The sequence below is a fragment of the Aquabacterium commune genome (assembly GCF_004362855.1).
Classification (GTDB): Bacteria; Pseudomonadota; Gammaproteobacteria; order Burkholderiales; family Burkholderiaceae_C; genus Aquabacterium; species Aquabacterium commune.
Map to the genome: position 1 here is coordinate 514,275 of NZ_SNXW01000002.1, position 26,380 is coordinate 540,654.

The following is a 26,380-nucleotide window of genomic DNA, read 5'->3' on the forward strand; positions in this document are numbered from 1 at the left end:
CATGACCCCACGTTTTGACAAGCAGGTGGCCGTGGTCACCGGCGCGGCACAAGGCATCGGCCGCCGCGTGGTCGAGCGCCTGCTCGGCGAAGGTGCCCTCGTGGTGGCCGTGGACCGCTCGGCGCTGGTCGAAGAGCTGCATGCCCTGACCGACGTGCCCGACCTGTCCCAGCGCCTGCTGACGCTGGCCGGCGACATGGAGCAACAGCCCGACTGCGCCCGCGTGATGGCCGAGGCCGTGCGCCGCTTCGGCCGCCTCGACGTGCTGGTCAACAACGTGGGCGGCACCATCTGGGCCAAGCCCTTCGAGCACTACCAGCCGCACGAAATCGAAGCCGAGGTGCGCCGCTCCCTGTTCCCCACGCTGTGGTGCTGCCACGCGGCGCTGCCCATCATGCTGGAGCAGGGCCAGGGCGCCATCGTCAACGTCTCGTCGATCGCCACGCGCGCCATCAACCGCGTGCCCTACGGTGCAGCCAAGGGCGGCGTGAACGCGCTGACGGCCTGCCTGGCCTTCGAGACCGGCGAGCGCGGTGTGCGTGTCAACGCCATCGCCACCGGTGGCACCGAAGCGCCGCCGCGCCGCATCCCGCGCAATGCGGCCGCGCAAAGCGAGCAAGAGAAGGCCTGGTACCAGCAGATCGTCGATCAGACCGTGCGCTCCAGCCTGATGAAGCGCTACGGCACCATCGACGAACAGGTCGGCGCCATCCTCTTCCTGGCCTCACCTGACGCGTCCTACATCACCGGCGTCACCCTGCCGGTGGGCGGTGGCGACCTGGGCTGACGCCCTTCCCGCCCCCTTCTCAACGACCCCATCCACGTCAACGCGCCCACCCCGAAAGCCCCGCTCACAAGGCGACGGCGATCGGGTGGGGTCGTGTGCGCGTGCGTGTCCGACCCATCTGTTCAACCCCACTTGCCTCGCCATCCCATGCAGCTCCGACGTGCCTTCCTGACCGCCGCCACCCTGATGGCCTGCACCTGGACCCAGGCCCAGCCGACCGCGCCGGCCCCGACGCCGACCACGTCCACGTCCAGCGTGACGCTGTACGGCAGCATCGACCAGTACCTGCAGCACATGCGCAGCAGCTCGGGCGCGCAACTCACCTCGCTGAACGACGGCGCCATCCTGCGCAGCCGCATCGGCCTGCGTGGCACCGAGGACCTCGGCGCCGGCATGGCCATGAAGTTCACGCTGGAGCATGGCCTGTTCGCCGACCGTGGCGCCCAGGCCGACAGCACCCGCTTCTTCGACCGCCAGGCCTGGCTGGGCCTGGCCACGGGGCACGGTGAAATCCGCGTGGGCCGCCAGAACACGGTGGTCTTCACGCGCAGCGAGTTCATCGACTACAGCGGACGCACCCTGGCCTCCACGGCCAACCACTTCGGTCAGCCGGCGCGCCTGGACAACGACATCGCCTACATCTCGCCGCGCGTGAACGGCGTGCTGTTCGAAGCCCACTTCGCCCCTGGCGAACAGGCCACAGGCGGCCCGTCCAGCAAGGGCGTGTGGCAGGTGGCGCTGGACTACCTCGATGGCCCCTGGCGCGTCGGCTACGCCGGCCTGCGGGCCCGCCCGCCCTCGGGTGCCGCGGTGGACAAGGCCATCGCCTTCGACAACCTCTACCTCAACCACGACTGGGGCCAGGGCAAGGTCTATCTGACCTTCATCCGCAGCAACTTCAGCACCCGCTCGTCGAACGTCGTGTTCGGCAACAACGCCGGCTCCATCCTGGGGGCCACGGGCGCCCTGGTGGCCGGCGACAACACCGACGCGCGCCGCTTCCACAACGTCGTGCAGGTTTCGGCCGACTGGCGCGTCAGCGGCAAGCTGCGCGTCGGTGGCCTGGTGGGCCGCATCCACGACACGTCGAGTGCAGGCCAGGACGCCACGGGCGGCTCGGTCGGTGGCTTCTACGACCTGTCGCGCCGCACCACCCTCTACACGTCTTACGAAGTCCTGAACAACGCGCGCAACGCGGGGTTCATCTTGTCCGGATCGGCGCCCGTGCTGCCGAACTTCAGCGCCGCCGACGTGAACGGCGAGCGCATCCAGGCCCTGCAGCTCGGCATCGTTCACCGCTTCTGAGCCGCCCATCCCTCCACCTGCTGAACCGAGGTCTCCATGAAAACAGTTGACGCCAACAAGCTCATCGACGAAGCCAAGTTCAACCCCTTCCACTGGATGGTGTTGTTCTGGTGCGCCCTGATCATCATCTTCGACGGCTACGACCTCGTCATCTACGGCGTGGTCCTGCCCGTGCTGATGAAGGAGTGGAACCTCACGCCCATCCAGGCCGGTGCCCTGGGCAGCTACGCGCTGTTCGGCATGATGGCCGGCGCCATGATCTTCGGGCCACTGTCCGACAAGATCGGGCGCAAGAAAGCGATCACGATGTGCGTGGTGCTCTTCAGCGGTTTCACCGTGCTCAACGGCTTTGCCCGCAACCCGACCGAGTTCGGCGTCTGCCGCTTCCTCGCGGGCTTGGGCATCGGCGGTGTCATGCCCAATGTGGTGGCGCTGATGAGCGAGTACGCACCCAAGAAGATCCGCTCCACGCTGGTGGCCATCATGTTCAGCGGCTACTCGGTGGGCGGCATGCTGTCGGCCGGCCTGGGCATGGTGCTGCTGCCGTCTTACGGCTGGCAGTCGGTGTTCTTCGTGGCAGGCATCCCCCTGCTGCTGCTGCCCATCATCATGCGACAGCTGCCCGAGTCGGTCGGCTTCATGGTGCGCGAAGGCCGCACCGAGGAAGCCGCCGCCGTGCTGGCCCGCGTGCAGCCTGGCTTCGCGCTGCAGGCCGATGAACAACTGAGCATGCCCTCGGCCAAGGCCGCGGGTGCCTCGGTGCTGCAGCTCTTCCGTGACGGCCGCGCCCTGCGCACCGTGATGCTGTGGGTGGCCTTCTTCTGCTGCCTGCTGATGGTCTATGCGCTGGCCTCGTGGCTGCCCAAGCTGATGACCAAGGCGGGCTATGGCCTGGGCTCCTCGCTGAGCTTCCTGCTGGTGCTGAACTTCGGCGCCATCTTCGGTGCGGTGGGCGGCGGCTGGCTGGGCGACAGGCTCAACCTGCCCCGCGTGCTGATGGTGTTCTTCGCCATCGCCGCCGTGTCCATCAGCCTGCTGGGCTTCAAGAGCCCGACCGGCGTGCTCTACACCCTGATCGCCATCGCGGGCGCCACCACCATCGGCTCGCAGATCCTGCTGTACGCCCTGGGCGCGCACTTCTACGAGATGGCCATCCGCTCCACCGGCCTGGGCTGGGCTTCGGGCATCGGGCGCAACGGCGCCGTGGTCGGCCCGCTGCTGGGCGGCGCGCTGATGGCCGCCGAGCTGCCGCTGACGGCCAACTTCCTGGCCTTCGCCATCCCCGGTGCCGTGGCTTGCGTGGCCATGGGTGTGTTCAGCATGGCCAAGGTGCCGGCACGGCAGATGGGAGCGGCGACAATGCCCGCATGAGCTCCAGCCCCCTGCGCGCCCTGCTGGCGCAAACCTCCTTCGTGCGCTTTTGGGTCTCCCGGGTGGGCGGCATCATGGCCAACCAGATGCTCATGGTGGCGCTGGGCTGGCACATGTACGACCTCACCGCCAGCGCCTGGGATCTGGGGCTGGTGGGCCTCTTCCAGTTCGTGCCGGCCCTGCTGATGACGCTGCCGGCCGGCCACATCGCCGACCGCCACCACCGCGCCCGCATCTTCGCGCTGTGCATGCTGGCCCAGGGCGCCGTGGCCGCGCTGCTGTGCTGGGGCACCTTCCATGGCGAAGTCAGCCGCAGCCTCATCCTCGGGCTGTCGGTGTTGTTGGGCGTGGCGCGTGCTTTCCAGATGCCGGCCCAGCAGGCCATCACGCCCTTGCTGGTGCCGCGCGAGCTGCTGCAGCGCGCCATCGCTGTCAGCTCCAGCGGCATGGAGATCGCCGTGATCGGCGGGCCTGCGCTGGGCGGCCTGCTCTACACCACGGGCGCGGCCACGGTGTACGCGCTGTGCACGGCCTTGCTGCTGCTGTCCTTCGCGCTGGCCCTGTGGGTGCGCTACCCCTTCACGCCCACGCGGCAGGCCAGCACCTGGAGCGATGTGTTCGCCGGCCTGCACTTCGTGTGGGAGCGCAAGGTGCTGCTGGGCGCCACCAGCCTGGACCTGTTCGCCGTGCTGCTGGGCGGTGCCACGGCCCTGCTGCCCATCTACGCCAAGGACATCCTGCACACCGGCCCGGTGGGCCTGGGCCTGCTGCGCGCCGCACCCGCGGTGGGCGCGCTGGCCATGTCCATCGTGCTGACGCGCTGGCCGCTGGAACGCCAAGTGGGCCGGCGCCTGCTGATGGCGGTGGCCGTGTTCGGCCTGGCCACGCTGGGCTTCGGCCTGTCGCAGAGCTTCGCGTTGTCGATGCTGATGCTGGCCATCACCGGCGCGGCCGACAACATCAGCGTCGTCACCCGCCTGACGCTGACCCAGCTCGAAACCCCCGACGAGATGCGCGGCCGCGTGGCGGCGGTCAACTCCATCTTCATCGGCGCGTCCAACCAGCTCGGCGAGTTCGAGTCGGGCATGACGGCCGCGGCCTTCGGCGCCGTGGGCTCGGTGGTGCTGGGCGGCGTGGGCTCGGTGGCCATTGCCGCGCTGTGGTGGAAGTGGTTCCCGGCGTTGGCCCAGCGGGACCGGATGGAGGGCTGACCCCTCCGGTGATCCTGCCAGTGATCCGTCAGGGCGCTGCGGCGCTGCAGGCCGCCGTGGCCGGCTGCGTCGGGCCGTTGGCCACACTGGCAAACGCGTAGGGTGTGGCACCCCAGTCGCTGGCCGCGCTCACCTGGCCGGGGCAGCCCTTGCGCAGGTCTTCGCACTGGAAGCGCTGGCCGTTGGCCTGCGTGATCGACAGACGCGAGCGGTAGTGCCACGAGTACACATTGGGCTCGCCCGCCGGCAGGGCCTTGGCCGCGGCGGCGTCGTTCTGCCAGCGCGTGCTCAGCAGCATGCGGTCGGCCAGCGGGTCGTTCTGCAAGTACTTGGCGAACCAGGCCACGGTGTACCAGGTGACGAGGTCGATGCCGCGGCGCGAGGCCGGCAGCACCAGCGGCACGTCGTTGAAATCGAAGTGCGTGGCCGCGCGGATGGTGATGTTGCCGGTGTCCACGCCCGCGGCCGAGTAGGCGAAGGAGGCCGCGGCCTTGTCTTGCGGACGCGGCGGCGTGAGGTAGGGGACGCCAGCGGCCAGGTAGTCGCCATTGATGCCCAGCGCAGGCTTGGTGATGGCCGGGGCAGGGCCGGCGGGCGCACCAATGCATGGCGTGGGCAGGCCGTACAGCAAGCCACCGGGCAGGATGCCGGCCAGGCGGTTGACGGGCGCGGCGGCGAAGGCCGCGATCTCATCGGGCGCGGGTGACACGGGCACGCACAGGCTGTCCCACGCCACCGCAGTGCGCACGCGCGGGTCGTGCTGGGCCAACCAGCTCGCGGCCACGGCACCGTAGGAATGGCCGGCCAGGCCGATGCGGCTGGCATCGAGCAAAGCGTGCAGCGGGTTGTGGCTGGCGTTCAGGCCGGACGCCACGCGGCGTGCCTGCTTGTCGGCATGCGAGGTGCCCGAGGTGCGGCTGGGCACGGGCACAAAGGGCTGGGCGGGCGTGGACAGCATGAAGTCCAGCGCGTCGGCACCGCCGTCGTAGAAAGGCAGGCCATTGCCGCCCAGGCCCGGCCCCGCGGCAGGTTTCGGGCCGAGGAAACCCAGCCCCGGCGTGCCGGCGAAGGCCGCCTCGCGCTGGTCCGGGTAGGCGCCGAACTGGTCGGAGTTGCCCTCGCCCTGCGCGTCGAACGTCATCACCACGAAGCCGGCCTTGGCCAGGGCCTGCGCGGCGAACCAATAGATCTGCTCGAAGCCCACGATGGAGCCGTTGACGATGACCACGCCCGGCCGCTTGGCCGCACCCGTGCGGGTGGCCCAGACGTGGCCCGAGATGGTGGCGCCCGAGCGCGAGGTGTAGAGCACCGGCTCGACCAGGCCGTCGTGGTCTTTCCAGTGCTGCAAGCGCGGGTCCACCGGGCACAGCAGCACCGTGGTGCAGGGGTTGGGGTTGGGGCGGCGCTCCGGGTCGGCCAGCAGGGCCTGCGCCCGCGCCTTCTGGTAGGCCAAGGTCTCGGCCACCACGCCCGCCGTCAGCGGCCCGGCGCCCAAGGGGTTCTGCCCGGTGGCCGCTACGTTGCGCGCCTCGCAGGCGCTCCAGGCAAGCGAGGGATAACGCGCCTGGGCGCAGTCGATGCCCGCGGCCGATGCGGCAGAGGCGGTGGGTGCGGCCGAGGCCGACAGGAGCGCGACCAGCGCAGCGATGGCGGTCGTCCAACGGGGGGCGAAGAAGGTCGAAATCATGGCACGGGTGTTGTCACATGGAGGTGGCGCATGATGCGGCCCGCCCTGGCCCTCGCCGACTGGCACTAACCCGATAGGGTTACACGCAAACAGGGGGGTGCCCGGACACCCCCTTGAGAGGGATTTCCCAAATGGCGCCAAACGCCTACCGTGCCGGTCGGCCTGCCAAGGGTGGCGGGCCGTCAACCACTCATAAGGGAACCCCATGTCACAGAACCTCATCTCCGTCAGCCTGACGGACGCCGACTACGCCGAAATCGACGGCGCCCTGACCGTGCTGGAATTCCAGTTCGACAAGCTCATCAACCTGTCCGTCAACGAGCGCCGCGGCCTCAGCAAGATGGGCGACAAGTCCGAAGCGTTCTGCCGCCAGGCGCTGCGCGTGCTCGACCAGAACCGCCACGTGCTGCCGCCCACCCTCGACCTGGCCGAGGCCCAGCGCGACCTCTCCCACTTCGACCAACTGCGCGACCGCGCCGTCCGGCTGCAGGGCCTGCAAGGCAAGATGGACGACACCCTCACCGCCCTGGGCAGCGACGTGATGAGCGCCTCGCTCGAAGGCTATGCCCTGCTGCGCGTGGTCGGCGAAGGCTCGGGCCTGGAAAGCCTGCGCCAGGGCATGTCGGCCCGCTTCTCGCGCCGCCCAGCCGGGGCACGCGAAGGCGCGGCCAACACCGCTGGCACCACCGCCACCCCTGCGGGCACGGTCAAGACGGTGCAATGACCCGAGGGCGCGGCGTGCCACCCGGCGCGCCAGCCCACCCACCCCAGCCGCGAGGCCCTGAGCCCCGCGCGCCGAGTGAACAGCTCGACGCGCGGGGCTTTTTGCTGGGCGCGCAAGGCGTTTCGGGCGGTGCGCCGGCCGATGCCGGTGGCGCGCAAGCCCTTGTCACTCGCGCGCAAACGGTTGCGCGTGGCGCACCGCCGCTGCCGAGGCATGCGCCGCCGAATTTGACGCAGGCGCCGCTGGATTCGGTTTGCGCGCAAGCCACCGCGGGCGGTGCGCGAGCGGTTTCGGGCCGTGGATGCAGTGGGACGGACTTGCGCGCGACTGACAACGGCTTGCGCGTGGCCCGGAATGACCGGTGCGCCGATGGGGTTTGCTTGCGGGTGCGGTTGCTGCGTGTTGCGCGCGAGTGCCGTTGGGCGGCGTGCGGGTGGATGTCGGCGGCGGGTGGGTGGCATCCGCTTGCGCGCCAAGTCATTAGGGCGAGAGACCCGTGGGATTCAGCGGCGGGCCATGTTGCGCGCTCGGTGCGCGGGCATCGGCCAGAAGTGCCAGTGCCCCCCGACTTGGCGGGACAGATGACCTGGGTGGCGCATGGGGGTCGGCGGGGGGGCGTTACAGTATTTGCAACAAAAAGTGACGAACGGAGAGCCGCGCATGCGGTCACCAACCTTCCAGCAGCGCGCTTGGGGTGACAGACGGTGCGCATCGACCGCATTCGGCAATTCATTCAATTGAACACGAACCCACCCACCAATGAAATTCATCCTCACCGTAGCGCTGTTGAGCCTGGCGCTGATCAACACAACGACCGCCGCCACGGTGCACGTGTCGCCCATCTCTCAGAGCTCACGGAATGTCACTGAGCTTGTGCCCCCAGGGCAGTTGAGAATCGTCCCGCTTGGCGCACTCAGGGTAGGTGATCAAGTGGCAATTGAGGCCAACGCCACCAACAAGGTCTACAACGACATCACCGCATGCTTTGCCACTGAATCTGAAGCTCAGGCCTACGCTGCTCGACCCATCTGCAGGGGCTATGTGAAGTCGAAAACTCCCCTTGTCCTCAGAGCCCAAGCCGAGGAAAGCGGGAACCACTACCTCATCTTGGACAACAGTTATGCCACGGTGATCCAGAAAAGCGTGTCAGCGCGCATCAGCATCCGCAAGAACTTGCCGGCAGAAGAAATCGAAAAAACACGGGCTTTCTTTGAAGGCGTTCAAAGCCAAATCAATGGAACGTTCGAGAACTCCGATTTCAACATCCGGGTTGAACCGTGCGGCGAATCGAATGCTTACTCGGACAACAGAACAGCCGACATCACCCTTTGCACAGAAATCATCCACGAAGTGATGGGGCAAAGGAACATCGGCGCGCTGCTCAGCATTCTTTTCCACGAGTATGGCCACTCCTTGTTGAATCGTTGGGGCGAACCCGGCTCCAGTGAAGAAGACATGGCAGATCAGTTTGCTGTGGCCATGTTGCTCCGTGGTGGCGACACTGGGCGTCAACTCCTTCAAGGCTGGATTCAATACTGGTCGACCAGAGATTCACGCGCCGAAGCCATCCATCAACTCACGCGAGGCGACACGCACACCCTGTCGATTCAGCGCGCCAGGAACATCCAGCGCGACATGAATTACCCAGAAGAGTTCAGTCGTCGCTGGAACAAGATGCTCTATCGACACACGAAGCGGGCGGCACTTGAGCAAGTCATTGCCAAGCCAAACAAGTCCGACGACGTTGATCTCGCCCGCGAGGCGCTTCGCATCAAGTGATGCTTTTTTGACACCCGATGCATGCGATTCACACTGATTGCACTCCCGCTCGCTCTCGCAACTTCCCTGGCCATCGCCGATGGCCTGCCCCCGCCATCCAGGACTGTTTTCAAATGCGAGGACGGCAAGATAACCTACTACTCCGACTCCCCTTGCCTCGGAGCCAAGAAGCTGGATGTCACGCCGACGCGCGGCATGAACAAGTCCACAGGACGAGAGTTGGTCGGCACCGACGTGGCGCGTGAGCAGAGGCACGAGCAATTGGCCGATGGCATCAAGCCGTTGACCGGCATGAGCCCACAACAGCTGGACCAGTTCGGTCGGCGCACGCAGCTCTCGGGTGAAGCGCAACAAGCCTGCAGGAAGCTGGACCAGGCCCTGCCGATGGCCGAGCAGGCCGAGCGCGCTGCGCAAGGCACCTCGGAACTCCAGGCCACGCAGCTTCGCCTATTGCGGCTGAGGCAACAGTTCCGTGACCTGCGGTGCCAGTAACAGCCCACCCACACTGCCGTTCAAGTAAACACCCAATCGTGGCGGACCACCCAGGCAAGCGGTCATGGCAATCATGTCCAGCGTTGACAGACCGTATCCCACAGGATACATTTTGGCATGCGAATCCGCACCACAGAGCTTTACCGCGACTGGATCAATGAGCTCCAAGATCGGGCTGCTCGTGCGCGCATCCAAGTGCGTGTTGACCGCCTCGCGCACGGAAACCCCGGCCAGCACCGCCACTTGTCGGGAGGCATCTCCGAGCTGAAGATCGATGTCGGCCCGGGCTACAGGGTGTATTACACACAGCGAGGTGGCGAACTGATCATCCTTCTCGTTGGCGGCGACAAGTCCAGCCAGCAAAGCGACATCGCTCTCGCACAAGACCTCGCGCGCAACCTCCAGGAGTAACGGCCATGCCCAAGTCCAGCAACAGCACCCCATCGGCCACCAAGACGGTCGCTTACGACATGGCCGATCAACTGCGCACGCCCGAGGAAATGGCGGCCTACCTCGATGCCTGGCTGACGGAGGCGCCTGACGACATCGCAGGCATCGCGCGTGCGCTCGGTGACATTGCGCGCGCCAAGGGCATGGCGCAGGTGGCCAAGGAAGCAGGGTTGAGCCGTGAAAGCCTCTACAAGGCGCTCAGTGAGAACGGCAATCCCAGCTTCGCCACCATTTTGAAGGTCACCAAAGCACTGGGCGTGCAGTTGCACGCAGGCGTGGCTTGAACCCATGGCTTGCCCCTGCAGCGCCCCTGTGATCTTTGCCACCGGCCGCTGACGCCCGACCTCCCCTGAGCGTCACACGGGGCTTGGCGCGGGGCCGTTACAGTGTTCGCCAAACCAAAAGCGCACAGGGGAACACAGTGAACGCCATCAACCACGCGGCCACCGCATTGGCCATCCACCGGCGTTGGCCCGGCGTTCCGATCTGGCCGGTGCTGGTCTCTGTGCAGATCGTCGAGGTGCTGTGGGTCGCGCTGAACCTGCTCGGCGTGGAGCGCACCGAGGTGGGCCCGGCCTTCGCTTCCATGCGCGATGTGCACCTCGTCCACATGCCCTACTCCCATTCCCTGGTCACCACCGCGTTGCTGGCGTGGGCGGTGTGGTGGGTCTTCGCCAAACGCCTGGGCCGACCGCAGTGGGGCGTGGCGCTGGCGGTCGGGGTGTTTTCCCACACGGTGCTGGACCTGCTCGTGCATGCGCCGGACATGGCGATTGCGCCAGGCATCACCAGCCCCAAGCTGGGCACGGGGCTGTACGACGCTCCCATGGTGGCCCTGGTCGTGGAGACCCTCTATGGCGTCTGGTGCTGGCGCCGCTTTCAGGGCTCCAAGGCCTTGCTGGCCGTCATCCTGGCCTTCAATGTCGGCGCGCTGTCGTTTTACTCGCCCGACATCCCCGGCCCGGAAACGCTCATCGCGGGCCACCCCATGCTGTTCGCGGGCTTCATCGGCGCGCACATCGCCATGGGGTGGTTCGCCATCTGGTACTTCGCCCGCACCTCGTGGCAATCTGCCCCCCTCCAAACAACACAACCCAGAGAGCAACCATGACCTACGCCGGCTTCTGGCGCCGCTTCGGCGCCTACCTCGTTGACTTCATCGCATTGATCCCGCTGGTGGCCATCGCCGTCTTCGGCACCAACCACAGCCGTTGGTTCCAGGCCGTGTGGCTCATCCCCGGCGCGCTCATCGGCATCTGGTTCAGCGTGCACCTGGTGGTGCGCTATGGCGGCACGCCGGGCAAGCTGGCCATGCGCACGCGCATCGTCATGGACGACGGCTCGCCCGTCACGCGCCAGGCCGCATTCGTGCGCTACTCGGTGCTGTTCGGGCTGTCCATGCTGACCTCGGCCACGCTGGCCTACACCGCACTGCAAATCCCCGAGGAGCAGTACATGCCCCTGGGCTTCGTGCAGAAAAGCATGCTGCTGAGCGAAGCGGCACCCGCTTGGTACAAAGGCCTGAACATCGTCATGAACGTGTGGGTGTGGAGCGAGTTCATCACCATCCTCTTCAACAAGCGCAAGAAGGCGCTGCACGATTACCTCGCGGGCACGGTGGTGATCCGCAAGGCCACCTGAGCCTCATGCCGACCCCATCCGCGCCCACGGCGCACACCCTCGCGCCCACAGCGCCACGCATCTTCGGCCTCCCGGCCATCGCCCTGGCCAGCCTGGTGGGCGGCCCCCTGGCGACGTGGTGGCTGGTGGACCGCAACACCGTCGCACTGGGTCTCGCACGCGAGCGGGGCCTGGCCGCTGGGGTTTTCGCGGTCGCGTCGGTCTTGTGGTTCTGGGTCTTGTGCCATGTCCCGCCCGATGCCCTCTCTGAGTTCATCCCGCACGTCCTGCAGTTGCTGCCCTGGACGCTGTTCACGGTCCATCTCTTGCGGCGCCATCACCAGGCGCACCGGGCGGCTGGCGGCACATTCCGGTCTGCCTGGGCGGCCTTCGGGTTCGCGCTGCTGGTGGCCATCGCCCTTCGCGTGCTGGTGCGTTTGCTGCTCCTGAGCCATTGACCGCCATGCTCCTCCTCACCCTCCTGCTGACCCTGCTCGCGTGCTCGGCCTGGGTGCACGTGCAAGCGCGCCGTTCGGGTCAGTCGCGCACCATGGCGCTGGTGCTCGCGCCCCTGGGCGGCCTGGTCCTGACGCTCACCGTGGCGTGGCTGGCCAGCGCCGCGTGGTCGCACTGGCGGGACAAGACCGGCCCGCTGCCGCAGGAACTTGACGTGGCCGAGGAAGTTTTCGCCAAGGAGTCAGGCGGGCTGCTGGAGGGTTGCGGTGTGTTCGTGCACCGCCTGACGGAAGCCTCGCGCCTGGACCTCGCGCAACGTGGTCTGGCAAAGCTGCAGACAGCGCGCACGGGCCGCGACCAGCCGACGTACCACCGCTATGGCGCCTGGCAACACGCGTCCAGCGGCTTCCATGTGCGGGGCCAGGCCTGCATCGACCTGCCCGACGACGTCACCGCCATGATCGCCAAGGCCCGCGAAACAGGCTTTGGCACCGAGGGCCGCGAGTTCGACCTGCTGGCCGACCCGGTCAGCGGCTTCGTGGTGTTCAGTTTCAATGGTTGACCGACCGCCGTGAGCCATCCCATGACCATGCACATCCGCCCTTTTGCCCCCGGCGACGAACACGCCATCTGCGAGATCTACAACCACTTCATCGCGCACACGGTGGTGACCTTCGAGGAGGTGCCCTTGCGGCCTGAGCAGATGCGCGAGCGCATCGACGCCTACCGCCGCACCCACCCCTGGCTGGTGTGCGAGGTGGACACAGCGACGGGGCCTCAGCTCGTGGGCTACAGCTACGCCAGCGCTTACCACGCACGCGCCGCCTTCCGCCACACGGCCGAGGTGACGGTTTATGTGCGCCTGGGCTTCGAACGCCGCGGCATCGGCCGCGCCCTGTACGAGCCGCTGCTGGCGCAACTGCAGGCGCAGGGCTGCCACGCCCTGATCGCCGCCATCGCCCTGCCCAACGCCGGCAGCGCCGGCCTGCACGCGTCGCTGGGCTTCACGCAGGTGGGGCATTTGCGCGAGGTGGGCCACAAGTTCGGGCGCTGGGTGGACATCGGGTACTGGCAATTGACACTGGACGGAAAGACACCCTCATGCCCCAAGACATCCTGACCTTCTGGTTCCAAGACACCGCGCCCCAACAATGGTGGCAGGTGGACCCGGCCTTCGATGCCCTCATCACCCAGCGCTTCGGCGCGCTCTTGCAGCAGGCCGCGCGCTGCGAGTTGCACGCCTGGCGCGACACGCCACAGGGCCGGCTGGCCGAGGTCGTCGTGCTCGACCAGTTCTCGCGCAACGTCCACCGCGGCACGCCGCTGGCCTTCGCGCAAGACCCGCTGGCGCTGGCCCTGGCGCAAGAAGCGGTGCGCCAGGACGCCCACCTGGCGCTCACCCCCACGGAGTGCAGCTTCCTGCTGCTGCCCTTCATGCACAGCGAGTCGCCCGCCATCCACACCGAGGCCGAGCGCCTCTACCGCGCCTTCGCGCCGGCCAACAACCTCGACTTCGAACTGCGGCACAAGGCCATCGTTGACCGCTTCGGACGCTACCCGCACCGCAACGCCATCCTGGGGCGCGCCTCGAGCGACGAGGAAATCGATTTCCTGAAACAGCCCGGCTCAAGCTTCTGAGCGCCTTTGCGGCCTCACCACGTTGCGGGCGAGGTGGGGTCGGTGCGGTGCTGTTGGGCACGGCCGCCTGGCGCGTCCAGCCCCTGCCCCTGCAGCACCGGCAGCGCGCGCAGGCGCTCGGCCGCGAAGTGCACGAACTCGCGGACCTTGGCCGCCGCGCCCCGGCCTGCCGGGTACACCAGGTGCACCGGCACGGGTGCAGGCTCGTGCGCGGCCAGCACCACGCACAGGCGGCCGTCGCGCACCTCGTCGGTCACCTGGTAGGCCAGCGCCCGGGCCAGGCCTTGACCGGCCACCGCGGCGGCCACCTTCACATCGTTGGCATTGACCACCAGGCGCTCGTGCGGCGCGGGGCTGTGGCGGCCCTGGCCGAAGCTCCAGCTGCTGCGCTCCTGCCCCTCGATGGCCAGGCCGATGGCGCGGTGCTGCTTCAGCTCGGCCGGCGTGCTCGGCTCGCCGTGCGCCTGCAGGTAGGCCGGTGAGCCCACCACGACCATGCGCATGTGCCCCACGGGCACGGCCGTCAAGCCCGAGTCGGGCAGCACCGCGATGCGCAGCGCCACGTCCAGCCCCTCATCGATCAGGTGGACCAGGCGGTTGGTGAACAAGGCCCGAGCCTGCAAGGCCGGGTGGCGGTCGAGGAATTCGAACAGGAGCGGCGCGATGTGCCGGCTGCCGAACAGGGCCGGCGCCGTGACGGACAGCGTCCCGCGGGGCTCACCCCGGGCACCGGTCACGGCGGCTTCGGCCATGTCCAGCTCGCCCAGGATGCGGCGGCAATCGGCCAGGAAGGCCTCCCCGGCCTCGGTCAGGCGCAGGCTGCGGGTCGTGCGCTGCAGGAGCAAGGCACCCAGGTGCTGCTCCAGCGACGCCACGGCCCGGGTGGCGGCAGGCGCCGACACCTCGCGCAAGCGGGCGCCTTGGGCGAAGCTGCCGCTCTCGGCCACGGCCACGAAGGTGCGCAGGCGTTGCAGGTGGTCCATCGGTTTCTTCCTCCGGCAGCAATTCTGAACTGCCAGCGATCGGTCTTTCGTTCTCGCCGCGCAATTCCTAGACTGCCTCCACACCCATCCACCAGGAGCCACCATGTCGAACACAGCCTCGAACCCCACCCGCCCGACCGTCACCCGCCTCTACCGCCACGCCCTCTCGGGCCACGCCCACCGCGCACAGCTGATGCTGTCGCTGCTGCAGGTGCCTGTTGAACTGGTCGATGTGGACCTCGCCGCGGGCGAGCACAAGTCCCCGGCCTTCCTCGCCCGCAATGCCTTTGGCCAGTTGCCGGTGCTGGAGATCGACGGCACCGTGCTGGCCGACAGCAACGCCATCTTGCTGTACCTGGCCGCCACGCGTGACCCGCAGCGCCAGTGGTGGCCCGAAGACGCCCGCACGCAGGCCGAGGTGCAGCGCTGGTTGAGTGTCGCGGCCGGCCCGCTGGCCCACGGCCCTGCCGCCGCGCGCGTGGTTCACGTCTTCAAACGCCCGCCCAACCCGCAGGCGCTCACCATCGCCACCGGCCTGTTCGGCGTGATGGAACAGCACCTCGGACAGCAGCCTTGGCTGGCCGCCGACCACGCCACCATCGCCGACATCGCGCTGTACGCCTACACGGCGCACGCCCCGGAAGGCGGCATCGCGCTGGCGCCCTGGCCGCACATCCGGGCCTGGCTGGCGCGCATCGAAGCCTTGCCTGGCTTCGTCGGCATGCAGCGCTCCGCCTTGCCCACGGAGGCTTGAATGGACACCCCGGCCTTCCATGTCGGCGAGCAGGCCTGGCAAAGCGAGGTGGGCGTGCGCGAGCGGCTGGAGGCCGTGGGACGCATGGTCATCCGCGACCACATGCCAGAGCAGCACCGCGAGCTGTTCGGCAAGCTGCCCACGCTGCTGCTGGCCGTGCAGGACGCCAGCGGCCAGCCCTGGGCCACGATGCTGCAAGGGCCGCCCGGCTTCACCGACAGCCCCGATGCCCGCACGCTGCGCATCCACGCCCTGCCCTCGGCCGATGACCCGGTGCGCCCCTGGCTGACCGAAGGCACACCCGTCGGGCTGCTGGGCCTGGAGCCCCACACACGGCGGCGCAACCGCGCCAATGGCCGGCTGCAGGCGGTGGAGCCCCATGGCATCGAAGTGGCGGTGGTGCAGAGCTTTGGCAACTGCCCGAAGTACATCCACGCACGGCGGCCGCAGGCCGACGCCACGCTGACACCGCGGCCGGCCGAGGCCTTGGGACCGATGCTGGACGAGGCCGCCATCGCCTGGCTGCGCCGTGCCGACACCTTCTTCATCGCCACGGCCAGCGCCGCGCAACTTGGCAGCGACTGGGCCGAAGGCGTGGACGTGTCACACCGTGGCGGCCGGCCGGGCTTTGTGCACGTGGCGGTTCACGACGCCGGTGGTGCGACCTGCCTGCGCCTGACGGTGCCCGACTACAGCGGCAACCTGCACTTCAACACCCTGGGCAACCTGCGGGTGTGGCCCCAGGCCGGGCTGCTGGTGCCGGATTTCGACGATGGCAGCCTGCTCCACCTGGCCGCCGAAGCCTCGGTCAGCACGCAAGGGCCTGCGCTGGCCGCCCACCCCGGCGCGCTGCGCCTGCTGCACCTCGATGTGCGCGGTGGCTGGCGTCGCCCGCAGGCCTTGCCCCTGCGCTGGACACCCGCCGAGCCGCCGCCTCAGTTGCTGCCTTGAGCACCACCGTGCGCGCCGCCTTGCGTGCCGCCATAGCGCTGCAACGAATCCACGTACAGCGCCTCGACCTTCTCGCGCGCCCAGGGCGTGCGGCGCAGGAACTTCAGGCTGGAGGCCACGCTGGGCTCGTGCGTGAAGCAGCGCACCGGGATGAGGCGGCCGAGTTCCTCCCAGCCGTAGAAATCAGACAGGTCTTCGACCATGCGGGCCAGGGTGATGCCGTGCAGCGGGTCGCGGGAGGTCGGGGTCATGGACAGCGGGTGAACGGGATCGGGGCAAACAAGAGCGGCCCTCACGTGGCCACCAGGTTGGGCAGGAGGCGATCGTATTCCCTTTTGACCACGCCGTAGCACTCGCAGCTCAGGGACTCCAGGCCCTCGCGGTCCAGCACCTCGATGTGGCCGCGCGCGTAGCGGATCAGGCCCTGGCGCTGCAGCTTGAGCGCCGCTTCGGTGACGCCCTCGCGGCGCACCCCGAGCATGTTGGCGATCAGCTCCTGCGTCATCACCAGGTTCAGGCCGGGCAGGCGGTCCAGGCTGAGCAAGAGCCATCGGCAGAGCTGCTGGTCCAGGCGGTGGTGGCGGTTGCACACCGCCGTCTGCGCCATCTGCGTGATGAGGGCCTGGGTGTAACGCAGCAGCAGGTGCATGGCCGGGCCGCCGCGGTTGAACTCGGCCATGAGCAGGTCACCATGGAAGCGAAAGCCCTGGCCTGCGCTTTGCACCACGGCGCGGCTGGGGGTGGTGCCACCGCCCATGAACAGCGAGATGCCGACCACGCCCTCGTGGCCCACCACGGCGATCTCGGCGGCTGCGCCATCTTCCGTCACACCCAGCAGGGACACGATGGACGTCGTTGGGAAGAACACGTGCTGGAGGCCACAGCCCGACTCGCTGACCACATGCCCCAGGGGCATGGCCACGTACTCCAGATCAGGACGCCACCGCGCATAGACATCCTCCGGCAGCATCGCCAAGAGGCCGTTCGTGCGTGGGTCAGCAGTTCGTTTCATCCAACCAGTTCCTTGTGGTGTCGTGACACAACCTTACGGGCCGCGTGTCGCTGCGTATGTGCGCCATCGCACAGACCCGGAGATGACAGGCTCCTAGATTGCAAGTGGACCCATCCCAAACCAGGAGCACCTCATGCAAACACAGACCCCTTCCCTGAACACCATCCTCCAGATCAGCGCCATCGCCTTCTCGCTCGCCAGCTTCTCGCTGCCTGTCCACGCCGCCACGGCCGAGGACCTCAACCGCGACGCCCAGCAGACGCTGCAGACCCTCTACAAAACCAACAGTGCTGCCGAGAGCCTCTCCAAGAAGGCCAAGGCCACGCTGGTGTTCCCGAAAATCATCAAGGCTGGCCTGGTGTTCGGTGGCAGCTACGGCGAAGGCGTGTTGCTGAAATCGATGCAGGCGCCCAGCTACTACAACTCGGTCTCGGCATCCTGGGGCTGGCAAGCCGGTGCAGAGTCCTACGGCTACGTGGTTTTCTTGATGAGCGACAAGGCCGTGCGCTATTTGGCCGACACCCAGGGTTGGGAGATCGGCGTGGGCCCCAGCGTGGTGGTTGTCAACGAAGGCATGGCCAAGAACCTGTCCTCGTCCACCCTGAAAGACGATGCCTACGCCTTCATCCTCGACCAGCAAGGCCTGATGGTCAGCCTGAGCATCGAAGGCACCAAGATCACACCGATCAAGCGCTGACATCGTGGGGTGAGGGCGTGGGCAGCACCAAGGGCAGGCGGGCGGTGAACCAGAACACACTGCCCACGCCCGGCTGGCTGCTGGCGCCGGCATCACCGCCCATCTGCTGAGCGATGCGGCGGGTGATGGCCAGGCCCAGGCCGGTGCCACCATGGCACCGTGTGGCCGAGGCATTGGCCTGCTCGAAGGGCTGGAACAAGCGGGCCATCACCAAGGGCTCGATGCCGATGCCGGTGTCGCGCACCTCGAAGCGCACGTGGCAGTCGGCCTGCGAGACCTCGGGCAAGACGTCACAGCGCAGCACGATCTGGCCGTGCTCGGTGAACTTGACGGCGTTCGTGGCGTAGTTGAGCAGGGCCTGGCGCAGGCGGGTCGGGTCGGCCATCACCCAGGCCGGCAGCACCGAGTGCTCGGTGCGGATGTGCACGCCCTTGGCCGCGGCCTGTGGCGAGACCAGCGCGCTCACATCGGCCAGCAAGCGCGGCAGCGACACCTGGACGGGCGCCAGCGTCATCTTGCCGGCCTCGACCTGGGCGAGGTCGAGCACGTCGTTGATGATGTCCATCAGGTGGGCACTGGCATCGAGGATGATGCCCAGGCGCTGGGACTGCACCGGGCTGGGCCCCTCCTCGCGCATCAGCGAGGCAAAGCCGATGATGGCGTTCATGGGCGTGCGGATTTCGTGGCTCATGTTGGCCAGGAACTCGGACTTGGCGCGGCTGCCGGCCTCCGCGGCTTCCTTGGCATCGCGCAAGGCGGCGGTGCCCTCGACCACCAACTGCTCCAGGTGCTGACGGTGCCGGTTCAGCGCGGCCTCAAGCTGCTTGCGCTCGGTGACATCGTTCAGCACGACGAACACCTCCAGCGCCTGGGCTTCGCCCGGATGGCGCTGCAGGCAGGCGTGCACGGCTTGGCCGCGCCCATCGGCACCCCGCACGCACAGCTCCAGGTCCTCGGGCGCGTCCTGCTGAACGACGTGCGCCCAGGCAGACAGCCAGTTCGCCTGATCAGGAGGCGCCACGCTGGCCAGGAAGGGTTGCGACATCGCCCCATCGCGGTGCACGCCCAGCAGGTTCGCGCCCACGGGGTTGATCTGCACGATGTGACCGCGGGCATCGAGCGTGCAGTAGCCCACCGGCGCGCGCTCGTAGAGGCCCAGGTACTGGTCCCGCGAGACGGACAGCGCATGCTGCGACGCCTTGAGCGCCTCGACGCTCATCTCCAGCTCGATCTGGTGCACCTGCAGCTCGTGCAGCAGCACAGCATCGGTGTGGGCAGGCCGGTCCATGTCACTCCTTGGTGGGTTTGCACCGTTTGTAGCGTCCGGGCATGTCCGTGTCGGTGTGCCGCCGCACAGACCGTGGCACCCGCTGCATGCCACAGGGGCCATACTGAACCCATGATGCGCCCCAGCGTTGCAGAGCACCATCCCCCAACCGACACACCGCGCGTCGTGGGCCTGGGCGCGTCCGCAGGCGGGCTGGCCGCGCTGGAAGCCTTCTTCGAACAGGTGCCCCTGGACAGTGGCATGGCCTACGTGGTGGTGCAACACCTGGATCCCACCCGCGAAACACTGCTGGTCAGCCTGCTACAAAGGGTGACGCAGCTGCCGGTGCGCGAGGTCACCGACGGCATGCTCATCCTGGCCAACACGGTGTATGTCATCCCGCCTGCGCGCGAAATGACCGTGGCCAAGGGCCACCTGCACCTGTCGCAGCCGCAGCACCCGCGCGGCCAACGCCTGCCCATCGACGTGCTGTTCAGCTCCCTGGCGCAGGACCAGGGCGAGCGCGCCATCGGCGTGGTGCTGTCTGGCATGGGCTCAGACGGCACGCTCGGTCTTGAAGCGCTGCACACCAGCGGTGGCCTGACGCTGGCCCAGCAGCCGGCGTCTGCCCAGTTCGATGGCATGCCCCGCAGTGCGATCGCTTCGGGTTGCGTGGCCATCGTGGCGTTGCCGGCCGAACTGCCACAGCGCATCTTGCAAGTCTTGGCCAGCACGCGCCCCGACATGCCCGTGGCCATGCCTGCGGACGAGGCGCCGGCGCTCGACACCATCCTCGGCCTGCTGAAGGCGCACAGCAAGCACGACATGTCGCTCTACAAGAGCAGCACGCTGCTGCGCCGCATCGGCCGCCGCATGGCCGTGCACGGCCTGGGCACCATGGGCGCCTATGCCGAGCTGCTGTCGCACAGCCCGCAGGAGCTGGACCTGCTGTTCGCGGAGATGCTGATCGGCGTGACGCGCTTCTTCCGCGACGACGAGGTGTGGGAGGAGCTGGCCGCACGGGCGATGCCCGCGATGCTGGCGCAACACGGTGCCCATGGCCTGTGCCGCGCCTGGGTGGTGGGCTGCTCCACGGGCGAGGAGGCCTACTCCCTGGCCATGCTGTTCAAGGAGGCGCAAGACGCCCACCCCGAAGCCGCCGGCCTGATGCTGCAGGTCTTTGCCACCGACCTCAGCGCCGATGCCGTGGCCGTGGCGCGCAAAGGCCAGTACCCCGCGCGCATCGCCACCGAGATGAGCGCACAGCGCCTGGCCCGTTTCTTCACGGCCCACGAAGGCGGCTGGCGCATCCACAAGGACATCCGCGACATGGTGCTGTTCGCGCAGCACGACGTCATCCTGGACCCGCCCTTCACCCGGCTGGACCTGGTGTCGTGCCGCAACGTGCTGATCTATTTCAACGCCGAACTGCAGCAGCGCCTGATGCCGCTGTTCCACTACAGCCTGCGCCCCGGCGGGGTGCTGCTGCTGGGGGGCTGCGAAACCGTGGGCCGTGCACAATCGATGTTCACCGCCCTGAGCGCCAAGCACCGGCTCTACCAGCGCAACGACGATGCCCTGGCCACCATGTCGGTCGATTTCCCGGTCAAGCCCCCCACCGCGTCGCGCCACACCACGCAGGAAGCCCTTGTGTCCAGCACCCCCATGCCGCCCAACAACCTCCAGACCCTGGCCGACCATGTGCTGCTGCAGACCCACGCGCCCGCCGCCGTGCTGGTCAACGAAGCGGGCGACATCCTCTACATCAACGGCCGCACCGGGCGCTACCTGGAGCCGGCGGCAGGCAAGGCGAACTGGAACATCCACGTGATGGCGCGCAGCCACATGCGCACCCAGCTGGCCGTGGCGCTGCGCGAGGCCATCGCCGAACGCAAGACGGTGACGCTGAGCGGGTTGACGCTGGACAGTGACCCGCTGCGCACCCTCAGCGTGACCGTGCAAAGCCTGCAGGAGCCCAGGGCCCTGGCCGGCACGGTGCTGATCGTCTTCAAGGAGGTGAGCGTGCCGCCAGCACACACCGACACGGCCAGCGCGGCAGGCAGCACCGACACGGCCCGGCAGCAGGAGCTGGACCACGCGCGCGGCGAGATCGAGGCGCTGCGTCGGGAAATGCAGGCCTCGCGCGAAGAACTGCAAGCCGCCAACGAGGCGTTGCAATCGGCGAACGAAGAGCTGCAATCGACCAACGAGGAGCTGACCACGTCCAAGGAAGAGGCGCAGTCCATGAACGAGGAATTGCAGACCATCAACGGCGAGCTGCAAACCAAGCTGGACGACCTGGCCATGGCCCAGAGCGACATGCAGAACCTGCTCAACAGCACGGACATCGCCACGCTCTTCCTCGACAACGACCTCAACGTGCGCCGCTTCACCGAGCAGGCCACCGGCCTCTTCCACCTGCGCGACAGCGACATCGGCCGGCCCTTGAGCGACCTCAACAGCAAGCTGAACTACCCCGAGCTGCACCAGGATGCGAAGGCCACGCTGCGCACGCTGACGCCCACGGAGAAGCAGATCGCCACCACCGACGCGCGCTGGCTGGCGGTGCGCATCATGCCGTACCGCACCGTGAGCAACATGATCCAGGGCGTGGTGCTGACCTTCGTGGACATCACCGCGTCGAAAGCGCTGGAGTCTCAACTGCGCAAGGCGTAGAGTGGGCTCACCATGCCCACCACGCCCCCTCTGACACTGCCTGCCACCGTGGACCTGCGCCAGCGCGCCCACGCCCACCTGCGCGACGGCAACACCTCGCTGCCACCGCCCGGCGAACAGGCGTCGGAGGCCATGCGCGTGCTGTACCAGCTGGCCGCAGCGCCCGAGACCGCGCCCAGCGCACTGGCCCTGCTGCACGAGTTGCAGGTCCACCAAGTCGAGCTGGCGCTGCAGGCCGACACGCTGCAAGCCGCGCACGACGAACTGGCAGCGGGGCTGGCGCGGCAAGTGCAGCTCTACGACTGCGCGCCCACGGCGTACCTCACCATCGGCCCCGACACGCGGGTGTGGGACGCCAACCTCACGGCCGCGCACAGCCTGGGCCTGGCACGCCAGGCCTTGATCGGCCACCGGCTGGATGGCTGGGTGGCCTCACCCCACGCCCTGCACAGCCTGATGGGCCGCATCACCCAAGGTGAGCCCATGGCCGCAGGCCTGTTGCGCATGGGCACCTCGCCCGCACAGACCCGCAGCGTGTGTGCCTCGCTCAGCGCCGACCCGGCCGGCGAGCGCTTCCTCGTCACGCTCACCGAACTGCCCGAAGCGTGAACCCGGGCGCCGTCAGATGACCGAAGCCATCCTGCTGAGCACCACCCGCGTGATGACCTTCCGCAACCGCCAGGCGCTCACGGCGGCCAGCGGCTTTTACTTCGCGTCGGGCGATCGGCTCTTCCTGGTCACCAACCGCCACGTGCTGTGCGACGAGGCCAGCCAGCACCGGCCGGACCGCATCGAGATCGACCTGCACCACGACCCCGACAACCTCACGCGCTGCATGGTGCTGTCCATCATGCTTTACAAGGGCGGCAAGGCGGTGTGGCGACAGGCGCAGGATGCAGGCGGTGCGGTGGACGTGGCGGTGATCGAGCTCGACCGCTCGCGCTTCTCGCCGTCCACCCTCTACACCTGTTTCACCCCGGCCCACCTGCAGCGCGATCTGCAGGACGTGGAGGTCGGCCAGTCGGTGCTCGTGGTCGGCTTCCCGCTGGGCTTCCATGACACGCTGCACCACCTGCCCGTGGTGAGACAGGCCATCATCGCGTCCTCGTTCGGACTGCGCTTCCAGGGCCAGGGCTACTTCCTGACGGACGCACGCACGCACCGGGGCACCAGTGGTGCGCCGGTGGTGATGCGCCGCGCGCCAACCCACGACCTGGACACAGACAAGGACCGGGACGAACTCCCCTGGACCCTGCTGGGCATCCACGCTTCGCGCATGGACATGGGCAACCGCGATGCGCGGGTGGACGAACTGCTCGGCCTGAACTGCGCCTGGTACGCCGACGTGCTGTTGACGCTGACGGCCTGATGGGCGCAGGCAGGCTCAGTCCAGCCTCGGCCTCAGTTCTTGCCGTATTGGCGCTTGGCCGCGCTGACGCAGTCCGCCTTGCCCGCACCGCTCAAGGTGTCGCACTTCTCGACGGCGACCTTGTGGTTGGCATCGGTTTTTTCCTGGGATGCATCGGTGCGCGCATCGTGGATTTCCTTGCCCATCTTGGCATCGGCCAGCGCCTTGGCCTTGACGGACTTGGCCTCCTGGACGCACAGGTCCTTGGCCTGGCCAGCCTGGTCGTCGCACTTCTCCTCGGCGACCTCATAAGCCGCATGGGCCTTGGCTTCGAGCAGCTTGGTGCGGTCGGCAGACTTGCCCGAATACGCACAGGTCAGGTCGGCATGCGCCACCTTTTCTTTGCCCTTGGCTTCGGCCTTGCAGATGTCGGCAGCGTTGCCGGCCAGCTTGCCGCAAGCGGTTTTGTCCACCTTGTACTCTGCGGCGATGCGGTCCTTGCGCACCTCGAAGTCGGCCTTGCTCATGCTCTGTGCGTGCACGGGGCCGTGCAGCAGTGCCAAGGCGCAGGCGGCGAAAAGGGCGGTGGTCTGGAAGGTCATGGTGATCCCTGTTGGAGCGTTGCAGTGGCGTGAAGACCCGTGGGTGCGCATCAGATGCGCCCCAGGAGCCAGAGGATGAGCAACACCGTCACCACCAGGCCCAGGCCACCGCTGGGCCCATAGCCCCAACCTCGGCTGTGCGGCCAGGTGGGCAAGGCCCCCAGCAGCATCAGAATCAAGACGATCAGCAAAATGGTGCCCAGGCTCATGGTGTCCTCCCCGACCTTGTGTGTGTTGTCATGGAGGCAAGCCTATGCGGATCGGCACCGCGCATCTGTGCGCTGGCGCACACTCGCGCCCCAGCCGACAGGGCAAGCCCGGCGCATGCCGTGGCTGCGTGGGCCAGCGCACCGACGCCACAGACAGGCCCTCCTAGAGTCCGCTCGTGTGTTGCCGGCCCAAGACCCACTCCGTGTGTCGCCGCGACAGCCACACAAGGAGAAGCACATGAACTGGGATCGCATTCAAGGCAATTGGAAGCAAGTCGTGGGCAAGGCCAAAGTGCAATGGGGTAAGCTGACCGACGACGAGTTGAACCTCATCTCGGGCAAGCGCGAGCAGTTGGCAGGCAAGATCCAGGAGCGCTACGGCGTGGCCAAGGAAGTGGCCGACACGCAGATCAGCGATTGGGCCAGCAAGGCCGACGACTCGTGGTTTGCGACTGCGGGCAAGAAGCCGCAGTGAGCGTGCGGCAGCTCACGCGCTGAGCGCTGCCACCCTGAACGTGGACACCGTGTCCACCATGTGGGCCGCCTGGCGCTGAAGGCTGTCGGCCGCCGCCGCGCTCTGCTCGACCAGCGCGGCGTTTTGCTGGGTGGACTGGTCCATCTGCATCAAGGTCATGCTGACCTGACCCACGCGACCACTCTGCTCGGCCGTGGCGTCGCTGATGTCGGTGACGATGCCGGTGACACGGTGGATGGCGGCCACGATGTCCTGCATGGTGGCACCGGCCTGGTCCACCAACTGGACGCCCTGCTCCACCTGGGTCACGCTGTTGCGGATGAGCTCGCTGATTTCCTTGGCCGCCGCCGCGCTGCGTTGCGCCAGGGTGCGCACCTCGCCGGCCACCACGGCAAACCCGCGACCCTGCTCACCTGCCCGGGCTGCTTCCACAGCCGCGTTGAGCGCCAGGATGTTGGTCTGGAAGGCGATGCCATCGATCACGCTGGTGATGTCGCCGATCTTGTGCGAGCTGGCGCGGATGGTCTGCATGGTGTTGACCACCTGACCGACCACCACCCCGCCCTGGCTGGCCAAGCTGGAGGCGTCCTGCGCCAGCTGCCGCGCCTGCAGTGCGTTGTCGGCGCTGTGGCTGACGTTCTGGCTGAGCTGTGCCACGGTGGAAGCGGTTTCCTGCAGCACCGCCGCCTGCGATTCCGTGCGCTGGCTGAGGTCCAGGTTGCCATGCGCGATTTCGGAGCTGGCCGTCGCCACGCTTTCCGCACTGGCACGCACCTGCCCCACCACGCTGGCCAGGTTCCCGCGCATGCCGTCGAGCGCACGCAGCAAGGCACCGGTTTCGTCCTGGCGCGCGGTGTGCGGCAGGCCCATCAGGTCCCCGGCGGCCACGCGCTGCGCCGAGGCCACGGCTTCGCGCAAGGGCGCCGCGATGCTGCGGGTGATGCCCCAGGCCAGGCCCGCGCCCAGCAAGAGGGCCACCGCCCCGAGGCTCCACAACAAGCGCGCGCTGAGCGCATTGGCGTCGGCCAGGATGCGCGCCTCCTCGTCCAGGCGCTGGCGTTGCAAGGCCTGGAAGGCCTGCATGGTGCTCAGGTACTGCTGCGCCACCGGCTTGAATTTCTCGTCCATCATGCCGATGGCCTGGTCCTGCTGCCCTGACTTCTTCAGCGCCGTGATCTGGTCACGCCAGTGGATGAACTGCTGGCGCACATCCTTGAGTTGCCCGAAGAGCCGGCGCTCGACGTCGTCGCTCAGTTTGGCCTCCACCAGTTGCTGCGACTGGTTGTTGGCCCGGGTGGCCTCGGCCACATCCTGCGCGAAAAAGGCCGCCAGCCCCGCGTCGTTGCTGCGCGCGATGGCACCGGTGCGGCGCACGCCCGCACTGACGTTGGCGTACCAGTCGCTCACCAGCCGCTCCTTGGCGATCAGGTCTTGCGTCATGCGCCGCGTGACCTCGGAGGTTTCGTGCAGTCGCCACAGGCTGATGCCCGTGATCAGCACGGCCAGGGCCAGCACCGCCCCGAAGGCCCATGCCAGCCGCTTGCCAATGGTCATGTGGTTCATGGTGATTTTTTCAGGCGTGCGTCTCGCCCCGAACGTGGTCGATCCTGGTTTATCGGCCACTGTCACCTGGCATTGACCTTGGCAAAGCCGCAAGCGCCGCGGAAGTCACACAGATCAAGAAAAAGGGCGCCCCGTGGAGGCGCCCTCTGTGCTGGTGTGTTCATGGGCAATAAAGTCTGAGGCATCCATAGGGGCTTAGGTTCCTCACGCAACAGCGGCTAGCCAGCCTGAAGCGCCCCGGGTTTCGCGGAGGCTCCAACACTGGAGAATGGAGCCATGAAGAAGTCCTCGAAGTTTTCGCCTGAAGTCCGCGAGCGTGCCGT

At 67.7% G+C, this 26,380-nt stretch carries 30 protein-coding genes; 22 read left to right on the forward strand and 8 right to left on the reverse strand.

Translation table 11 applies throughout. From position 1 onward, the window contains the following. The first annotated feature begins 1 nt into the window (after position 1). The 4 genes from EV672_RS06155 (at position 2) to EV672_RS06170 (ending at position 4,674) form a co-directional block, all read left to right on the forward strand. The gene (locus EV672_RS06155; RefSeq protein ID WP_133607262.1) at positions 2 to 787 is read left to right on the forward strand and encodes a 1,6-dihydroxycyclohexa-2,4-diene-1-carboxylate dehydrogenase; all 786 of its coding nucleotides are present in this window, start codon (positions 2 to 4) and stop codon (positions 785 to 787) included. 147 nt (positions 788 to 934) lie between these two features. Then, positions 935 to 2,092 carry a porin gene (locus EV672_RS06160; protein WP_243738552.1) on the forward strand — a complete coding sequence of 386 codons (1,158 nt, stop codon included), beginning with the start codon at positions 935 to 937 and terminating at the stop codon, positions 2,090 to 2,092. Between the two features lie 36 nt (positions 2,093 to 2,128). Beyond that, complete coding sequence (locus EV672_RS06165; protein ID WP_133607264.1) at positions 2,129 to 3,463, forward strand: MFS transporter; 1,335 nt, start codon at positions 2,129 to 2,131, stop codon at positions 3,461 to 3,463. Further along, positions 3,460 to 4,674: an MFS transporter gene (locus EV672_RS06170; protein WP_133607266.1), complete on the forward strand. Its 1,215-nt coding sequence runs from the start codon at positions 3,460 to 3,462 to the stop codon at positions 4,672 to 4,674. Before EV672_RS06165 ends, EV672_RS06170 begins: the two co-directional genes overlap by 4 nt. Before the next feature lie 28 nt (positions 4,675 to 4,702). Here the strand turns inward: EV672_RS06170 and EV672_RS06175 are convergent, their stop codons facing one another. Further along, positions 4,703 to 6,361 (reverse strand): alpha/beta hydrolase, encoded by a 1,659-nt coding sequence (locus tag EV672_RS06175; RefSeq protein WP_133607268.1) that lies wholly within the window; start codon positions 6,359 to 6,361, stop codon positions 4,703 to 4,705. A 205-nt stretch (positions 6,362 to 6,566) separates the two neighbouring features. Between EV672_RS06175 and EV672_RS06180 the strand changes: the two genes are divergently transcribed. From EV672_RS06180 to EV672_RS06230, 11 genes are all read left to right on the forward strand, one after another. Continuing rightward, positions 6,567 to 7,085 carry a hypothetical protein gene (locus EV672_RS06180; RefSeq protein ID WP_243738553.1) on the forward strand — a complete coding sequence of 173 codons (519 nt, stop codon included), beginning with the start codon at positions 6,567 to 6,569 and terminating at the stop codon, positions 7,083 to 7,085. Between the two features lie 759 nt (positions 7,086 to 7,844). Next, positions 7,845 to 8,864 carry a DUF4344 domain-containing metallopeptidase gene (locus EV672_RS06185; protein WP_133607270.1) on the forward strand — a complete coding sequence of 340 codons (1,020 nt, stop codon included), beginning with the start codon at positions 7,845 to 7,847 and terminating at the stop codon, positions 8,862 to 8,864. Positions 8,865 to 9,059: 195 nt separating this feature from the next. Beyond that, entirely contained in the window at positions 9,060 to 9,356 is a 297-nt protein-coding gene (locus EV672_RS06190; protein WP_133607272.1) for a hypothetical protein, read from the forward strand. Positions 9,357 to 9,473: 117 nt separating this feature from the next. Beyond that, on the forward strand, positions 9,474 to 9,767 hold the full coding sequence (locus tag EV672_RS06195) for a type II toxin-antitoxin system RelE/ParE family toxin (protein WP_133607274.1): 294 nt from the start codon (positions 9,474 to 9,476) through the stop codon (positions 9,765 to 9,767). Positions 9,768 to 9,772: 5 nt separating this feature from the next. Beyond that, positions 9,773 to 10,090, forward strand: coding sequence for an addiction module antidote protein (locus EV672_RS06200; RefSeq protein WP_133607276.1), 318 nt, complete (start codon positions 9,773 to 9,775; stop codon positions 10,088 to 10,090). Between the two features lie 137 nt (positions 10,091 to 10,227). Continuing rightward, positions 10,228 to 10,917: a metal-dependent hydrolase gene (locus EV672_RS06205; RefSeq protein ID WP_133607278.1), complete on the forward strand. Its 690-nt coding sequence runs from the start codon at positions 10,228 to 10,230 to the stop codon at positions 10,915 to 10,917. Beyond that, positions 10,914 to 11,447, forward strand: coding sequence for an RDD family protein (locus tag EV672_RS06210; protein ID WP_133607280.1), 534 nt, complete (start codon positions 10,914 to 10,916; stop codon positions 11,445 to 11,447). Before EV672_RS06205 ends, EV672_RS06210 begins: the two co-directional genes overlap by 4 nt. A gap of 5 nt (positions 11,448 to 11,452) precedes the next feature. Beyond that, positions 11,453 to 11,884 carry a hypothetical protein gene (locus tag EV672_RS06215; RefSeq protein ID WP_133607282.1) on the forward strand — a complete coding sequence of 144 codons (432 nt, stop codon included), beginning with the start codon at positions 11,453 to 11,455 and terminating at the stop codon, positions 11,882 to 11,884. 5 nt (positions 11,885 to 11,889) lie between these two features. Then, positions 11,890 to 12,444 carry a hypothetical protein gene (locus EV672_RS06220; protein ID WP_133607284.1) on the forward strand — a complete coding sequence of 185 codons (555 nt, stop codon included), beginning with the start codon at positions 11,890 to 11,892 and terminating at the stop codon, positions 12,442 to 12,444. Between the two features lie 21 nt (positions 12,445 to 12,465). Continuing rightward, positions 12,466 to 13,002 (forward strand): GNAT family N-acetyltransferase, encoded by a 537-nt coding sequence (locus tag EV672_RS06225; protein ID WP_208110719.1) that lies wholly within the window; start codon positions 12,466 to 12,468, stop codon positions 13,000 to 13,002. Further along, entirely contained in the window at positions 12,984 to 13,520 is a 537-nt protein-coding gene (locus tag EV672_RS06230) for a DUF924 family protein (protein ID WP_133607286.1), read from the forward strand. Before EV672_RS06225 ends, EV672_RS06230 begins: the two co-directional genes overlap by 19 nt. A 14-nt stretch (positions 13,521 to 13,534) precedes the next feature. Here EV672_RS06230 and EV672_RS06235 read toward each other — a convergent pair whose 3' ends face one another. Beyond that, positions 13,535 to 14,503 carry a LysR family transcriptional regulator gene (locus EV672_RS06235; RefSeq protein ID WP_133607287.1) on the reverse strand — a complete coding sequence of 323 codons (969 nt, stop codon included), beginning with the start codon at positions 14,501 to 14,503 and terminating at the stop codon, positions 13,535 to 13,537. A gap of 103 nt (positions 14,504 to 14,606) precedes the next feature. Between EV672_RS06235 and EV672_RS06240 the strand changes: the two genes are divergently transcribed. After that, on the forward strand, positions 14,607 to 15,257 hold the full coding sequence (locus EV672_RS06240; RefSeq protein WP_133607289.1) for a glutathione S-transferase family protein: 651 nt from the start codon (positions 14,607 to 14,609) through the stop codon (positions 15,255 to 15,257). Continuing rightward, positions 15,258 to 16,208: a pyridoxamine 5'-phosphate oxidase family protein gene (locus EV672_RS06245; RefSeq protein ID WP_133607291.1), complete on the forward strand. Its 951-nt coding sequence runs from the start codon at positions 15,258 to 15,260 to the stop codon at positions 16,206 to 16,208. It abuts the gene before it with no gap. On the opposite strand, the gene EV672_RS06250 is transcribed toward EV672_RS06245, so the two are convergent. Together EV672_RS06250 and EV672_RS06255 are read right to left on the reverse strand one after the other, a co-directional pair. Continuing rightward, positions 16,193 to 16,459 carry a VF530 family protein gene (locus EV672_RS06250; protein WP_133607293.1) on the reverse strand — a complete coding sequence of 89 codons (267 nt, stop codon included), beginning with the start codon at positions 16,457 to 16,459 and terminating at the stop codon, positions 16,193 to 16,195. The genes EV672_RS06245 and EV672_RS06250 overlap by 16 nt on opposite strands. Before the next feature lie 41 nt (positions 16,460 to 16,500). Next, on the reverse strand, positions 16,501 to 17,220 hold the full coding sequence (locus EV672_RS06255) for a Crp/Fnr family transcriptional regulator (protein ID WP_133607295.1): 720 nt from the start codon (positions 17,218 to 17,220) through the stop codon (positions 16,501 to 16,503). Between the two features lie 133 nt (positions 17,221 to 17,353). Here EV672_RS06255 and EV672_RS06260 point away from each other — a divergent pair, with 133 nt between their 5' ends. Next, the gene (locus EV672_RS06260; protein ID WP_133607297.1) at positions 17,354 to 17,917 is read left to right on the forward strand and encodes a lipid-binding SYLF domain-containing protein; all 564 of its coding nucleotides are present in this window, start codon (positions 17,354 to 17,356) and stop codon (positions 17,915 to 17,917) included. Here the strand turns inward: EV672_RS06260 and EV672_RS06265 are convergent. Further along, complete coding sequence (locus EV672_RS06265) at positions 17,907 to 19,205, reverse strand: sensor histidine kinase (RefSeq protein ID WP_166643475.1); 1,299 nt, start codon at positions 19,203 to 19,205, stop codon at positions 17,907 to 17,909. The genes EV672_RS06260 and EV672_RS06265 overlap by 11 nt on opposite strands. Positions 19,206 to 19,316: 111 nt before the next feature. Between EV672_RS06265 and EV672_RS06270 the strand changes: the two genes are divergently transcribed. The 3 genes from EV672_RS06270 to EV672_RS06280 are packed head-to-tail and all read left to right on the forward strand — an operon-like array spanning position 19,317 to position 23,229. Then, positions 19,317 to 21,860, forward strand: a complete 2,544-nt coding sequence (locus EV672_RS06270) for a chemotaxis protein CheB (protein ID WP_208110720.1) — start codon at positions 19,317 to 19,319, stop codon at positions 21,858 to 21,860. A 12-nt stretch (positions 21,861 to 21,872) separates the two neighbouring features. Further along, on the forward strand, positions 21,873 to 22,469 hold the full coding sequence (locus EV672_RS06275; RefSeq protein ID WP_133607303.1) for a nitrogen regulation protein NR(II): 597 nt from the start codon (positions 21,873 to 21,875) through the stop codon (positions 22,467 to 22,469). A 16-nt stretch (positions 22,470 to 22,485) separates the two neighbouring features. Next, the gene (locus EV672_RS06280) at positions 22,486 to 23,229 is read left to right on the forward strand and encodes a S1 family peptidase (RefSeq protein ID WP_133607305.1); all 744 of its coding nucleotides are present in this window, start codon (positions 22,486 to 22,488) and stop codon (positions 23,227 to 23,229) included. 32 nt (positions 23,230 to 23,261) lie between these two features. On the opposite strand, the gene EV672_RS06285 is transcribed toward EV672_RS06280, so the two are convergent. Together EV672_RS06285 and EV672_RS06290 are read right to left on the reverse strand one after the other, a co-directional pair. Continuing rightward, a complete protein-coding gene (locus EV672_RS06285; protein WP_133607307.1) occupies positions 23,262 to 23,810 on the reverse strand; it encodes a hypothetical protein in 549 nt (182 codons plus the stop codon). A 50-nt stretch (positions 23,811 to 23,860) separates the two neighbouring features. Beyond that, positions 23,861 to 24,019, reverse strand: coding sequence for a DUF3309 domain-containing protein (locus EV672_RS06290; RefSeq protein WP_133607309.1), 159 nt, complete (start codon positions 24,017 to 24,019; stop codon positions 23,861 to 23,863). Between the two features lie 238 nt (positions 24,020 to 24,257). Here EV672_RS06290 and EV672_RS06295 point away from each other — a divergent pair, with 238 nt between their 5' ends. Continuing rightward, complete coding sequence (locus EV672_RS06295; protein ID WP_133607311.1) at positions 24,258 to 24,494, forward strand: CsbD family protein; 237 nt, start codon at positions 24,258 to 24,260, stop codon at positions 24,492 to 24,494. A 12-nt stretch (positions 24,495 to 24,506) separates the two neighbouring features. Here EV672_RS06295 and EV672_RS19215 read toward each other — a convergent pair whose 3' ends face one another. After that, positions 24,507 to 26,057, reverse strand: a complete 1,551-nt coding sequence (locus EV672_RS19215; RefSeq protein WP_166643476.1) for a methyl-accepting chemotaxis protein — start codon at positions 26,055 to 26,057, stop codon at positions 24,507 to 24,509. Between the last annotated feature and the right edge of the window lie 323 nt (positions 26,058 to 26,380).

Coding starts and splice junctions, on each gene's coding strand:
- EV672_RS06180 (WP_243738553.1), top strand. CDS start 6,567: ATGTCACAGAACCTCATCTCCGTCAGCCTGACGGACGCCGACTACGCC.
- EV672_RS06255 (WP_133607295.1), bottom strand. CDS start 17,220: ATGAAACGAACTGCTGACCCACGCACGAACGGCCTCTTGGCGATGCTG.
- EV672_RS06200 (WP_133607276.1), top strand. CDS start 9,773: ATGCCCAAGTCCAGCAACAGCACCCCATCGGCCACCAAGACGGTCGCT.
- EV672_RS06215 (WP_133607282.1), top strand. CDS start 11,453: ATGCCGACCCCATCCGCGCCCACGGCGCACACCCTCGCGCCCACAGCG.
- EV672_RS06245 (WP_133607291.1), top strand. CDS start 15,258: ATGGACACCCCGGCCTTCCATGTCGGCGAGCAGGCCTGGCAAAGCGAG.
- EV672_RS06210 (WP_133607280.1), top strand. CDS start 10,914: ATGACCTACGCCGGCTTCTGGCGCCGCTTCGGCGCCTACCTCGTTGAC.
- EV672_RS06235 (WP_133607287.1), bottom strand. CDS start 14,503: ATGGACCACCTGCAACGCCTGCGCACCTTCGTGGCCGTGGCCGAGAGC.
- EV672_RS06285 (WP_133607307.1), bottom strand. CDS start 23,810: ATGACCTTCCAGACCACCGCCCTTTTCGCCGCCTGCGCCTTGGCACTG.
- EV672_RS06275 (WP_133607303.1), top strand. CDS start 21,873: ATGCCCACCACGCCCCCTCTGACACTGCCTGCCACCGTGGACCTGCGC.
- EV672_RS06220 (WP_133607284.1), top strand. CDS start 11,890: ATGCTCCTCCTCACCCTCCTGCTGACCCTGCTCGCGTGCTCGGCCTGG.
- EV672_RS19215 (WP_166643476.1), bottom strand. CDS start 26,057: ATGAACCACATGACCATTGGCAAGCGGCTGGCATGGGCCTTCGGGGCG.
- EV672_RS06260 (WP_133607297.1), top strand. CDS start 17,354: ATGCAAACACAGACCCCTTCCCTGAACACCATCCTCCAGATCAGCGCC.
- EV672_RS06170 (WP_133607266.1), top strand. CDS start 3,460: ATGAGCTCCAGCCCCCTGCGCGCCCTGCTGGCGCAAACCTCCTTCGTG.
- EV672_RS06290 (WP_133607309.1), bottom strand. CDS start 24,019: ATGAGCCTGGGCACCATTTTGCTGATCGTCTTGATTCTGATGCTGCTG.
- EV672_RS06230 (WP_133607286.1), top strand. CDS start 12,984: ATGCCCCAAGACATCCTGACCTTCTGGTTCCAAGACACCGCGCCCCAA.
- EV672_RS06225 (WP_208110719.1), top strand. CDS start 12,466: ATGACCATGCACATCCGCCCTTTTGCCCCCGGCGACGAACACGCCATC.
- EV672_RS06175 (WP_133607268.1), bottom strand. CDS start 6,361: ATGATTTCGACCTTCTTCGCCCCCCGTTGGACGACCGCCATCGCTGCG.
- EV672_RS06240 (WP_133607289.1), top strand. CDS start 14,607: ATGTCGAACACAGCCTCGAACCCCACCCGCCCGACCGTCACCCGCCTC.
- EV672_RS06295 (WP_133607311.1), top strand. CDS start 24,258: ATGAACTGGGATCGCATTCAAGGCAATTGGAAGCAAGTCGTGGGCAAG.
- EV672_RS06185 (WP_133607270.1), top strand. CDS start 7,845: ATGAAATTCATCCTCACCGTAGCGCTGTTGAGCCTGGCGCTGATCAAC.
- EV672_RS06265 (WP_166643475.1), bottom strand. CDS start 19,205: ATGGACCGGCCTGCCCACACCGATGCTGTGCTGCTGCACGAGCTGCAG.
- EV672_RS06160 (WP_243738552.1), top strand. CDS start 935: ATGCAGCTCCGACGTGCCTTCCTGACCGCCGCCACCCTGATGGCCTGC.
- EV672_RS06270 (WP_208110720.1), top strand. CDS start 19,317: ATGATGCGCCCCAGCGTTGCAGAGCACCATCCCCCAACCGACACACCG.
- EV672_RS06195 (WP_133607274.1), top strand. CDS start 9,474: ATGCGAATCCGCACCACAGAGCTTTACCGCGACTGGATCAATGAGCTC.
- EV672_RS06280 (WP_133607305.1), top strand. CDS start 22,486: ATGACCGAAGCCATCCTGCTGAGCACCACCCGCGTGATGACCTTCCGC.
- EV672_RS06250 (WP_133607293.1), bottom strand. CDS start 16,459: ATGACCCCGACCTCCCGCGACCCGCTGCACGGCATCACCCTGGCCCGC.
- EV672_RS06190 (WP_133607272.1), top strand. CDS start 9,060: ATGAACAAGTCCACAGGACGAGAGTTGGTCGGCACCGACGTGGCGCGT.
- EV672_RS06155 (WP_133607262.1), top strand. CDS start 2: ATGACCCCACGTTTTGACAAGCAGGTGGCCGTGGTCACCGGCGCGGCA.
- EV672_RS06165 (WP_133607264.1), top strand. CDS start 2,129: ATGAAAACAGTTGACGCCAACAAGCTCATCGACGAAGCCAAGTTCAAC.